The sequence below is a fragment of the Roseivirga spongicola genome (genome assembly GCF_001592965.1).
Classification (GTDB): domain Bacteria; phylum Bacteroidota; class Bacteroidia; order Cytophagales; family Cyclobacteriaceae; genus Roseivirga; species Roseivirga spongicola.
This window is the reverse complement of record NZ_LRPC01000003.1, coordinates 14,670-27,187: the sequence shown is the minus strand read 5'-3', so window position 1 is coordinate 27,187 and position 12,518 is coordinate 14,670. Positions and strand designations below refer to the sequence as shown.

Below are 12,518 nucleotides of genomic sequence, written 5' to 3'. Positions count from 1 at the left end.
ATTGATAAACAAATTGCTTTTGAAAGCTTAAAATGATAGTTTTTGCCTATCTTTGAAAGATTAGAATTTTATACGCATGGAAACAATTTTAGCGATAGGAATGCCGGGAGGACCCGAAATCTTTGTCATCTTATTTATTGTTCTTCTCCTATTTGGAGCTAAGAAGATTCCAGATTTGGCAAGAGGGTTTGGAAAAGGAATTAGAGAGTTCAAAGACGCTACCAAAGAGATTAAGAAAGAGGTAGACGATGCTGGAAAAGAAATCGATAAAGAATAAGGTTAATGAAGGATTATCATCTTTTAGATGAGATTCAGGAAGACCTTAAGCAAAATCGAACAACCTGTGCAAAATTAGTAGATGGCTACCTAGCCAACATAGAGAAAGGAAAACATCTCAATGCATTTGTTGAAGTTTATTCCGAAGAAGCTAAGCACAGAGCAAGAGAAATAGACATTAAAATATCCAATAACACAGCCGGCCCTTTGGCCGGCTTAATTTTTGGAATCAAAGACTTGATCTGTTATAAAAACCATCAGGTAAACGGATCGAGCAATATCCTCTCAGGTTTTGAATCTCAGTTTTCCGCTACAGCAGTCGAAAGATTGCTGGAACAAGATGCTATTGTTATTGGCAGACAAAACTGTGACGAGTTTGGAATGGGCTCTTCAAATGAGAATTCTGCCCATGGCCCAGCGCTCAACCCATTAGACCCAAGCAGAGTTCCAGGTGGCTCATCAGGAGGCTCAGCTGCTGCAGTTGCTGCCAACATGTGTCATATTGCTTTGGGTACAGACACAGGTGGATCGGTGAGGCAACCTGCTGCTTTTTGCGGAATAACTGGTCTTAAACCCACTTATTCAAGAATATCCAGATGGGGTTTATTGGCTTATGCCTCCTCATTCGATACAATCGGCATCTTCTCTAAATCTGCTGAAGACAATGCCAGAGTCCTTCAGGTAATTGCGGGGAAAGACGGCAAAGATGCTACCTGCTCAAGCCAGCCTACACCAGAATTTAACACGCCTATAACAGACAAAAAATTCAGGATTAGCTACTTCAAACAGTTTTTCACTAACGAAGGCATTCAACCAGAAATTAGAGCGGCATACAAATCACTAGTAGAGCAGCTTGGTAATGGTGGGCACGAATTAATAGAAGCCGAATTCCCATATGCAGACTACATTCTACCCACTTATTACATTTTAACTACTGCAGAAGCTAGCACAAACCTGTCTCGATATGATGGTGCGCATTACGGCTTAAGAAGCAGCAATACGGAAGACCTTGAGACTATGTATAAGCGCTCTCGTACAGAAGGTTTTGGTGATGAAGTAAGAAGAAGGATTATGCTCGGCACCTTTGTACTTAGTGCCGACTATTACGATGCATACTTTACTACAGCCCAAAAAGTTAGAAAGCTAATTAAGGCGGCTACAGAGAACATCTTAGCAGACAGTGACTTCATCATTACTCCCACTACACCAACCACAGCTTTCAAACAAAACAGCCACACAAGTCCTTTAGCTATGTATATGGCCGACTTGTTTACAGTTCAGGCGTCAATTTCTGGCATTCCAGCCATTTCTATTCCATGTGGTTCAGATGGTGAGAACTTGCCAATAGGAATGCAAATTATGGCAGGAGCTTTTGAGGAAGAAAAACTTTTTGCATTTTCGAAAATCCTGCAGAACAAAACGCGTTAAGCAGACAATGAGGAAGTGGATATCAGTCGTTTTATTATCAATTATTTCAATTTTCAGTATTGCTCAGGAAGAGCTTCATCCGTATGAGGTATATGATTATGCTCCTGACATTTCTAAGGAACAAACTGAAAAGTTATATAACGAGCTAAACCTAGACATAGACATTGCTTATAACGAGCGAGTTCATGCCTTCATCAATTACTTTACTGTTAGAGATCGTGATTACACGCGAGAAATGCTCAGAAGAAAGGAAGTTTACTTCCCCATTTTTGAGAAGTACCTAGCCAAATACGACTTACCTCAAGAGCTAAAGTACCTACCCATCATTGAAGCAGGACTAAATCCGAAAGCGGTTTCGGGCCCTCAAGCTGTCGGTCTGTGGCAATTTATGTCTCCTACCGCAAAGCAATACGGCCTACACATTGACTGGTATATAGATGAGCGAATGGACCCAGAAAAGGCTACCGATGCAGCCTGTAGGTATATTAAATGGCTCTACGGAATGTTTGAAGACTGGAAGCTCACATTGGCTGCTTACAATAGTGGTATTGGTAATGTATGGCGAGCAGAAAGAAGGGCTGGAAAAAAAGGAGACTTTTGGGCTGTATACAATTACCTGCCTAGGGAAACAAGGTCTTATGTTCCTCAATTTGCAGCCATCGTTTACGCCATGGAGTATGCCGACATTCATAATATTTATACTACAGAAGAACTTCTACCTCAAGATTATGAGGTAATAAAAACCAATCAGTTCATTTACCTAAAGTCTTTTGCAGAAGAGAGCAACATTGATTTAGATGTTCTAGCGGAATTAAACCCTTCCATCAAAAAAGGCGCTGTTCCTGAAAAAATCAAGAACTTTGAATTGAGAATACCGAAACAAGAAGCGCATAAGTATTATGCCAATGAAAGCAATATTCTCACAAGAGCAGAAGCAGATAAAGTGGAGTTTGAAAAGGTAGCCAAGAATATGCCTGGCAGTACCTTTGGCAAGGAAAAGGTTGTGTACAGAGTGCGAAGTGGCGATGTGCTGGGAACAATTGCCAGAAAACACAATGTAAAGCTCTCCGACCTCCGCGAATGGAACAACATTAGAGGCTCTCTAATTAGGGTTGGGCAAAAGTTAGAAATCTTTATTGGACCCGACTTTTACGATCCATCTTCTGTTACAGTGAAAAACGTTTTGAATCAGCCAATTCCAGATTCCAAGATTCACGTTGTTCAAGTTGGTGACACCCTTTGGGATATTTCTCGTATGTATCAGGGACTGAGCATCGACAGAATTAAGGAGTTGAACAACCTTAGAGGTAACACACTCAAACCTGGCATGAAGCTCAGAATTGATTAGTAAAATCAATCAACTAAACTTTTAGTAGTTTTTCTTGTTTCTATAATTAGAAATAGTTTCCTTGAATCTAAATATTACTTAGGTTATGAAAAAAATCGCTTTATATACACTAATAACCCTTTTCATCTTCTCATGCTCGAACAGCAAAGATGGTGCACAAGTTGATGTAGACGGAGACGGAACGGCCAATGCCAAGAAAGAAGCCCACTTACCCGAAGCCTCTGGAGAACCTGGTGAGATTGTTATTGTAATGAACAAAAAGAAGTACGAAGGCGAACTTGGTGAAGCCATCAAAACTGTCTTCAGAGAACCGGTTCCTGGACTCACCAGAACAGAGCCCATGTTCACTATAAGAATCATTGAACCATTTGAGTTTAATCGAATATTTAAACTAGCCAGAAACTTAGTTTATGTGGTTAGTCTTGAGGGCAACTCTGCAGCAGATAAATGGCTGCAAGGCACTTTCAGTGAGTCATCTAAAGAAATGATTCTCAATGACCCAGAGCGATATATGCAAACCTCTGAAAATCAATTTGCCAGAGGCCAGAAAGTTCTCCAGCTTTTCGCTAAAGACGACAAAACACTTATCAACAACCTTCTTGAGAATGCAGATGCTATTCAGAACTACTTCAACATTGCAGAGAAACAAAGGCTAGCCGATGACCTAAGAATGTCTACGGCTTCTCGAGGCATCGTAAACAGAGTAAACGACCAACTTGGCATTTCCATCAAAATACCTGCAAGCTATGAACTTGCCATTTTAGAAGATGATTTCATGTGGGCTCGCTATTTACCCTCGGTAGGCCCTAGCAAGAACCTATTTGTCTATGTTAAAGACTACAAATCTCAAGAAGAGTTTGAAGAAGAAAACATCATCAAACTTCGCGATGAAATTGGTCAGAAGTACATTTACGGAGACCCTGCCAACCCAGAATCGTACATGATTACGGAAAACAAGTATATGCAGCCTGTTTTCAGAAACATCAACTTCAGAGATAAGTATACCGTAGAAATGCGCGGGGCATGGAAAACCAACAACTTCTCTGTAGGTGGCACCTTTGTAAGCTACACGTTTGTAGATGAACAAAAAGGCAAACTCTACTATATTGAAGGCTTTGTTATTTTCCCTAATGAAGACCACAGAGAGCTAATACGAGAAATGGAGTCTCTCCTAACTACATTCAGAACTACCTGACATTAAAACAAGGAATAGGGCAAGGAATTAAGGAATCTTATTAATTTTAGGAATGGCAAGTAATACTTGCCATTTTTGTTTTTCCCTAAAGACTCGCCACATATGTTTGCTTATCTAAAAGGTAAACTTGCTTTTCAAGACCCCACCTTCGTTATTATTGATATTCAAGGTGTTGGCTATGAAGTTAAGGTTTCTCTCAACACTTTTTCTAAAATTAAAGACCGTGAAGACATTCAACTCTTCACTCACTTTCATGTAAAGGAAGATGCGCAAACACTTTTCGGTTTTGCAGATCAACATGAAAAAAGCATTTTTCAGCATTTAATTTCTATTTCTGGAGTTGGCCCTTCAACTGGGCTAATGGTGCTTTCTTCTTTAAGCCCAGAAGAGGTTGAAGAAGCCATAATGGGAGAAGATGTACGTACTATTCAGGGTGTTAAAGGCATAGGCGCTAAAACCGCCCAACGCATAATTCTCGAGCTAAAAGATAAAATCGGTAGAGAGTCTGCTTCTGGCGATCTGATTAATATTGGGGCTTCTAGCAGAAACACCATAAGAAACGAAGCACTAGCAGCGTTAGTAACCTTAGGCATTAACAAGGCAGCTGCGCAAAAGAGCATCGAAAAAATAATGAAAGATCGCTCTGGAGAAATAAGTCTGGAAGAATTGATAAAGTTGGCACTCAAAGCAGCCTAAGCTATTTCTTAAGTATTGGTTAACCACACGCGGAAAATATTAGTCATCTTCTTCCTTGGAATGATTGCAAGCAGCATTTCAACGCCTGCCTTTGCTTTATTTCAAACGCAAGACACTACGTCCACAAAGGTCGATACTACTAAGTATGTCCCATCGCCATACCCAATTTACAGACCTAGATACCCATTTGGCGATCCAATTTTCAGAAAGCCATTAAACTCTCCGCTACTTTTCAACAATGCTTCATTCTACAACAGAAATTACGCTGTAGACACAAGCAAGAATATTATTACATCAGAAGAAGTTGGGAGTTCCTTTATTCGGCCACCCGCTTATGTTCCATTTAGCCAAGCACTTCAAAAGCGTATTGAGGCCGATAATCGTGAGTTTTTTAAAGAACGATCTAAAGCCAGAGATGGAGAAAGTGCTGTTGCCAATAGAGGTCGACTCATTCCTCCTATTGCTCTAAACCCTTTCTTCGATAGACTATTTGGAGGAGACCAAATACTAATCAATACCAATGGAACTGTTCTGCTCGATTTTGGTGCACGCTTTCAAAGAGTAGACAACCCTGCCATTCCTATTCGGCAGCAGCGAAACGGTACTTTCGAGTTTGACCAAAACATTCAAATGAGTTTGGATGGCACTATTGGTACCAAAATGAAGATCAATGCCAATTTTGACAACAACAACTCCTTCGATTTTGAAAACGAACTAAAAGTAGATTTCTCTGGCCTTGAATCCGACATTATAAAAACGATGGAGATTGGTAATGTAAGCCTACCAATTGCCAATAGCTTAATAACTGGAGGCCAAAACCTCTTCGGGTTTAAGACTCAGTTACAATTCGGAAGGCTCTATGTAACAGCCCTTGCGGCATCTCAAAGAGGAACCTCAGAATCTATTGAAGTAGAGGGTGGTGTACAAAGGAATGAGTTCGAGATAAGAGCCAGCGATTATGATGAAAACAGACACTTTTTCTTAGGTCATTTTTTCAGAGATAATTATGAAAACTGGCTACGTAGTATTCCATCAGTAATCTCTGGTGTACAAATAAGTAGAATTGAGGTTTACGTGTTGAACCGAAATAATAACACTCAAACGCTGCGAAACTTTGCCGCCTTTATGGATTTAGGTGAAGGCGATGTAATATATAGAGATGGTAATAACTTTGTGGGCAACGGCAACCCTTCCTCCCCTACTAGCAATGGTGCCAATAGTCTGTTCTCTAACCTTCAGAACGACCCTAGTCTGAGACGACCAGATCAGGTAAGTGGAATTTTAGAAAACCAATACAACCTAGAGAATGGTCAGGATTTTGTAAAGGTGACTGGTGCTCGAAAACTCGATCCTTCCGAATATTACTTCAATAGCGCTTTAGGCTTTCTCTCTCTAAGCAGACAGCTACAAAATGATGAAGTGCTAGCCGTTTCTTTCGAGTACAACTACCAAGGCAGAAATTACAAGGTGGGTGAAATGACCGAAGACTATCAAGGAAGAAGTGAAGAAGACATCATTTTCCTAAAGATGCTTCGCCCTAATAAAATCAACACTCAAGTTCCTACCTGGAACCTGATGATGAAGAACATCTATAACCTCAATGCTGCCAACATAGAAAAGCAATCGTTTCAATTAAGGGTCATTTACCGCGATGATAATACGGGAATTGATAACCCTAGTTTGCACGAAGGCCAGAACACCAAAGACATTCCTCTCATAGAAATTATGGGACTGGATAAGCTTAATCAAAATGGCGACCCACAGAAAGACGGTAATTTCGATTATGTAGAAGGCGTAACCATAAATCCTGATAGAGGCTACATGGTATTTCCCTATTTAGAACCCTTTGGCGATAGGCTAGAAGAACAATTCCTAGATTCTGAACAGTTTTTAAAAGACAAATATGTATTCGACACGCTTTACCAAACAACCCGTGCCGATGCTCAGCTAATTTCCAGACTGAATAAATACTTTATTAAAGGAAGCCTGCAGTCTGGCTCTACCAATGAAATAAACCTTAATGCCTTTCAAGTGGCCGAAGGTAGTGTAGTGGTTACCGCAGGTGGTACCAGGCTTGTTGAAGGCTCTGATTACACGGTAGATTACACCATAGGAAAGGTCACCATCATTAACCCATCTATCCTTAATTCAGGAAAAAAGATCCGTGTAACTTATGAAAAGGCAGACCTCTTCAGTTTTCAGGCGAGAAATCTCTTAGGTACACGATTAGATTATGTAGTCAATGACAAAACCAATGTTGGCCTCACCCTCCTACACCTAAATGAAAGGCCTCAACTATCTAGAGTAAACATAGGGAATGAACCTGTGAGCAATACCATGTGGGGCTTAGATTTCAACTATAGTGCAGACTCTCGCTTACTGACAAGAATGGTAGATGCCCTTCCATTTATAGACACTAAAGCACCATCTAAAATAACTATGGGTGGCGAATTTGCCCAGCTCATTCCAGGTACTTCAAACCAAGTAAATGGAACGAGCACCTCATACATAGACGATTTTGAAGCCACAGTAACACCTTTTAGTCTCAGTAATCCTCAAAGTTGGAAACTTGCATCTACCCCGAAAACAGATGACAATAGGTTCGACCTATCCAATCAAACACCAGACAGACTAGGCGCCAACTACAGAAGAGCAAAAATTGCTTGGTACACCATAGACAATGTTTTCTACAGATCTTCTGGCAGAAACAGGCCACAGAATATTACTCCTGAAGACTTAGAAAACCACTATGTGCGCTCTATTGGTCAAACAGAAGTAATAAAACGAGACCCTCAACAAATTGTGGTAAACGAGCCATCGTTTGATATCGCCTACTATCCATCAGAGCGAGGAATGTACAATTACAATCCTGACTTGAACCCAGATGGAACACTACCTGAACCCGAAAAGAACTTTGGAGGAATTGTTAGAGCCATCACCAATGAGGTAGATTTCGACAAGACCAATATTGAGTACATAGAGTTCTGGATGATGGATCCGTTTATAAATAGCTCTAACGGTACACCTCAGAATCCACGAGGCCAAATAGATGATGGCATAAACCCGCCAAAAGCCAATACAACTGGTGGTAAAATGTTCCTCAACCTGGGTAGTATTTCAGAAGACTTAATGAAGGATGAAAGACATGCTTTTGAGCAAGGACTTCCTACAGATGGCTCTACAGACCCTAACGATGTGGTGGTTAACGAATGGGGTTATGTAACCAACCAGCCCTACCTAAATCCAGCTTTCGACAATAGCCAAGGCGCCAGAGAAAATCAAGACGTTGGACTAGACGGACTCAAGTCTACAGACGAAGTCACTTTTTTCACCGATTACCTATCTAGTGTAAATGTTAGTGCAGAGGTTAGAGCTGCGCTAGAAAGTGATCCATCGGGAGATAACTTCCAGTACTATTTAAGCGATGAATTAGATGCTGCTGATGTAAAGATTCTAGCCCGATATAAAAACTTCAACGGCATGGAAGGTAATAGCCCATTATCTACGGGCAATCAAACTTTTACCGCTTCTAACAGCAACCTCCCAGACAATGAAGACCTAAATAGAGATAATACTCTGGCCGACTTAGAGGAATATTACGAGTATGAAATTGATGTTCGACCAAGTCAATTCCAGGTAGGCACCAACAATATTGTAGATAAAGTAACCAATGAAGTAAATGGCGACCAAGTCAGCTGGTACCTTTTCCGTATTCCTGTTAGAAAACCAGACCGCGTACAAGGAAATATCAACGGGTTTAAGTCCATCAGATATGTAAGAACTTACCTCACCGAATTTGAAGAGCCAGTTGTTTTAAGGTTTGTCAATTTCAGAATGGTTGGTAGCCAGTGGAGAACCTTCCAAGAAAGTTTATATGAAAAAGGGCTGTTTGAAATACCTGAACCATCTGACCCCAATTTTACTGTAGGGGTTGTAAACATTGAAGACAATAGTCAGGCAGCAGATGGCAGACCGCCTTATGTGCTCCCTCCAGGCATTCAGCGAGACAGAGACAATACCTCAACTGTTGAACGTAGAAGAAATGAGCAGTCCATTCAACTTTATGTAGATGGACTTAGAGATAGAGATGCTAGAGCGGTATATAAAAACGTAACTATGGACATGGTCAATTATGGAAGAATAAAAATGTTCTTGCATGCAGACAGTCCAGATAATCTTCAACCAGGCGAGGTAACTGCCTTCTTAAGGTTAGGTACCGATTTCACCGAGAACTATTATGAGGTAGAGGTTCCGCTTACCATGACTCAATCAGGCGACATTTCTCCAGAACTCATTTGGCCTGAAGAAAATGAAATAGACATAGCCTTTAGCGATCTCTACGAAGTAAAAGCAGAGCGCAATAGAATGAACGCCAACCTCAACCTACCATATACTGCTACTGTTGGCAAATACAATGTTACTGTTGTAGGTAGGCCAGATATGAGCTCTGTTCAGACATTAATGATTGGGGTTAGAAACCCTAGCTCTCTAGATGCCGAACCAAAAACTTTCTACCTCTGGGCAAATGAACTTAGAGTTACAGACTTTGACTCTAAGTCTGGTTGGGCAGCTAATGCTCGATTAGATGCTCAGCTGGCAGATTTAGGAAATGTTTCTGCTTCATTCTCTCACTCATCAATCGGTTTTGGTGGAATCTCAGATAAGGTTTCGGAAAGAAACAGAGAAAAAATGACTGCCTATGATATTTCTACCAGCGTAGCACTACACAAGTTTTTCCCAGAAGACTGGGGCTTAGAAATCCCAGCGTTCTACAGTGTGGAACACGCTCGATCAGTCCCTCAGTTCGATCCTTTAGACCCAGATTTACCGTTAGAAGATGTTTTGAATTCTTTCGATGATGAAGGAGAACGAGATGACTATTTTGACAAGGTGGTTGATGTATCTAAAAGAAGGAGCTTTAACTTTTCAAACGTACGAAAAAGGAGGACTGGAGAAGGAGGCCTTAACTTACCTTGGGCCATAGAAAACTTTAGCTTCACCTATGCTTATAATGAGATAGACCGAAGCAATATCAATACTGCCGAATACGCCTACAGAAATTACAGAGGCGCTATTAATTACAGTTATAACCCTGCCCCACTGAATATAGCTCCTTTTAAAAATGCTGAATTTCTGAACTCCAAATGGCTTCAGCTAATCCAAGACATCAACTTCAACCCGATCCCTACCTCCATAACAGTCAATGGCGATGTAAACAGAAGTTTTCTAAAGACACAGTTGCGCAATGCAGATTTGGGCACTGATGGAATTGATCCGTATTACGAAAAGTCTTTCACCTTCGACAGAAGATATGCAGTTAATTGGGACCTAACAGAAAGGCTCACTTTAGATTACACAGCTACGGTAAACGCCATTGTTGACGAACCTGAGGGTGATATTAATACCGATGTAAAACGGGACTCTATATGGAACAACTTTAAAAAATTCGGCAGAATTAAAAACTATACCCATAGTATAACTGCTGGCTATACCCTTCCATTCGATAAAATACCAGCTACAGACTGGATTAGCTCTGACGTTGATTATACCACCACATTTAATTGGATAGCTGGAGCTATAGGCCAGCGAGACACACTTGGAAATACAGCCAGAAATAATAGAAAGTATGGGGTAACAGGTAAGCTAGACTTAGTGAAGCTTTACAATAACATCGGTGTACTTAAGAAAATTAACACACCAACCAGAAGCAGAACCAGACCTGGCTCAAACGCTGCTGCAGCAGACTCAACGCAAAGAAAGAGTATATCTGAAATACCGTTCTGGAAAGGCTTCTTAAGAGCCCTTATGTCGCTTAGAAGTGTCAACTTTAATTATGCCCGAACAGAAGGCACCATTTTACCGGGATACATGCCAGACGTCTATCTCTTCGGGTTAGACAAAGGATTTGAAAACCCAGGCCTTGGCTTTGTTTTAGGCTCACAAGACAACAGTATAAGAAACAGATTGGCTAATAACAGCCTATACGCTCCAAGCGAATTCCTCACCTCACCTTTTCAACAAAATAGAACTACTACCTATGGCTTCGATGCTGTAGTAGAACCATTCCAAGACTTCAGAATTAATGTAAACGGACGCAAAAACTACACTGATAATTATCAAGAAATATTCCGAAACGATGCCGATAATCCCGGTTTTGTCAGCATTAACCCGAATAGAACAGGTACTTATGGCATCTCATTCATGATGATTAAAACAGCCTTTGAAAAAGATAATGCAGATAATACCTCTCCTCTTTTTGAAAATTTTGAAAATTACAGAAGCGCCTTAAAGCAAAGGCTTGACGGCCTAAATGAAAACGGGGAATACGATATTAACTCTCAAGAAGTTGTAATTCCCGCGTTCATAGCTGCATATACGGGCAAAAATCCAGAAAGTGTAAACCTAAGTCCATTCCCAAAACTGCCTATTCCTAACTGGAGCATTAATTATAACGGTCTTTCCAAAATTCCGGGTATTAGCGATGTATTCAGCACTTTCTCAATAAGCCATGCTTATGCTAGCCAATATGATGTCAGTAATTTCGTAAACTCACCTCTTTACACAACAGGCCTAACGCTAGATTATAGCTTAAGAGATGCTGGCCTGGCCTCTCAATTCAATGAAAACGGAGATTTAGTTCCTGTCTATTTAGCCCAACAAGTAGTAATGACAGAAAGAATGGCTCCATTTATAGGCATGAATATGAGAACAAAAGGCAACTGGACGCTTAGGCTAGATTACAATAGAGAAAGAAACCTAGGACTTAACCTATCCAATATTCAAATCACTGAAAGGCAAAAGAAAGATTTCGTTCTAAACGTTGGCTTCGCTAAATCTGGAGTTCAAATACCGTTCAGAATAAATGGCCGAAGAGAGTCTCTTCCAAATGAACTGAGGTTCAACATGGGACTCACCATTTCAGACACCAAGGTTGTTCAACGTAGAATCGATGAAGATCCTATCATAACAGATGGTATAATGACCTTCAGGCTCAATCCAACAGTAGATTACAAGATTAGCGAAGCCCTGCTAGTAACCCTGTATTTCGACCGAAGCGTTAACGACCCACGAGTATCTACTAGCTTCCTAAATGCACGAACTACATTTGGCGGAAGAATTCAATTCAGTTTGTCACAATAAAGTCTGCAATTCTCATTAAAGCATGTAATTTTGGTGCAAATTGAAATGACACTATGAACGTACCTGCAGACTTAAAGTACACGAAAGACCACGAGTGGGTGAAGGTAGATGGCGATGTAGCCACAGTAGGCATCACAGACTTTGCTCAAGGCGAACTAGGTGATATTGTTTATGTTGAAATTGAAACTGAGGGAGACACTCTAAATGCTAATGAAGTATTTGGTACTGTTGAAGCAGTAAAAACAGTTTCAGACTTGTTTATGCCACTGAGTGGAGAGATTGTGGAGGTAAATGAAGACCTCGAAGACTCACCAGAAAAAGTAAACGACAACGCTTATGAAGAAGGTTGGATGATCAAAATTAAATTATCTGATTCATCTCAATTAGATGACCTTCTTTCTGCAGAAGACTACAAGTCGCTTATAGCAGGTTAAG

At 40.6% G+C, this 12,518-nt stretch carries 7 protein-coding genes; all 7 read left to right on the top strand.

Annotated features, from left to right (window positions below):
- Window positions 1–76: 76 nt before the first annotated feature.
- The 7 genes from AWW68_RS07230 to gcvH all read left to right on the top strand — a co-directional run bounded on the left by AWW68_RS07230 (window position 77) and on the right by gcvH (window position 12,517).
- Entirely contained in the window at window positions 77–277 is a 201-nt protein-coding gene (locus AWW68_RS07230) for a Sec-independent protein translocase subunit TatA/TatB (RefSeq protein ID WP_068218733.1), read from the top strand.
- A gap of 5 nt (window positions 278–282) precedes the next feature.
- Window positions 283–1,704, top strand: coding sequence for an Asp-tRNA(Asn)/Glu-tRNA(Gln) amidotransferase subunit GatA (gene gatA / locus AWW68_RS07225; RefSeq protein ID WP_068218730.1), 1,422 nt, complete (start codon window positions 283–285; stop codon window positions 1,702–1,704).
- 7 nt (window positions 1,705–1,711) lie between these two features.
- Window positions 1,712–3,052, top strand: coding sequence for a lytic transglycosylase domain-containing protein (locus tag AWW68_RS07220; RefSeq protein WP_068218727.1), 1,341 nt, complete (start codon window positions 1,712–1,714; stop codon window positions 3,050–3,052).
- Window positions 3,053–3,137: 85 nt separating this feature from the next.
- Window positions 3,138–4,247 (top strand): DUF4837 family protein, encoded by a 1,110-nt coding sequence (locus tag AWW68_RS07215; protein WP_068218724.1) that lies wholly within the window; start codon window positions 3,138–3,140, stop codon window positions 4,245–4,247.
- Window positions 4,248–4,349: 102 nt separating this feature from the next.
- A complete protein-coding gene (ruvA, locus tag AWW68_RS07210; protein WP_068218721.1) occupies window positions 4,350–4,943 on the top strand; it encodes a Holliday junction branch migration protein RuvA in 594 nt (197 codons plus the stop codon).
- 60 nt (window positions 4,944–5,003) lie between these two features.
- A complete protein-coding gene (sov, locus tag AWW68_RS07205; protein ID WP_068218718.1) occupies window positions 5,004–12,083 on the top strand; it encodes a T9SS outer membrane translocon Sov/SprA in 7,080 nt (2,359 codons plus the stop codon).
- A 53-nt stretch (window positions 12,084–12,136) separates the two neighbouring features.
- Window positions 12,137–12,517, top strand: a complete 381-nt coding sequence (gcvH, locus tag AWW68_RS07200; protein WP_068218715.1) for a glycine cleavage system protein GcvH — start codon at window positions 12,137–12,139, stop codon at window positions 12,515–12,517.
- Window position 12,518: the final 1 nt, after the last annotated feature.

What these genes read in the sequence shown, in the direction of transcription:
- AWW68_RS07230 (WP_068218733.1), top strand. Translation starts at nt 77, where the DNA reads ATGGAAACAATTTTAGCGATAGGAATGCCGGGAGGACCCGAAATCTTT.
- gatA (WP_068218730.1), top strand. Translation starts at nt 283, where the DNA reads ATGAAGGATTATCATCTTTTAGATGAGATTCAGGAAGACCTTAAGCAA.
- AWW68_RS07220 (WP_068218727.1), top strand. Translation starts at nt 1,712, where the DNA reads ATGAGGAAGTGGATATCAGTCGTTTTATTATCAATTATTTCAATTTTC.
- AWW68_RS07215 (WP_068218724.1), top strand. Translation starts at nt 3,138, where the DNA reads ATGAAAAAAATCGCTTTATATACACTAATAACCCTTTTCATCTTCTCA.
- ruvA (WP_068218721.1), top strand. Translation starts at nt 4,350, where the DNA reads ATGTTTGCTTATCTAAAAGGTAAACTTGCTTTTCAAGACCCCACCTTC.
- sov (WP_068218718.1), top strand. Translation starts at nt 5,004, where the DNA reads ATGATTGCAAGCAGCATTTCAACGCCTGCCTTTGCTTTATTTCAAACG.
- gcvH (WP_068218715.1), top strand. Translation starts at nt 12,137, where the DNA reads ATGAACGTACCTGCAGACTTAAAGTACACGAAAGACCACGAGTGGGTG.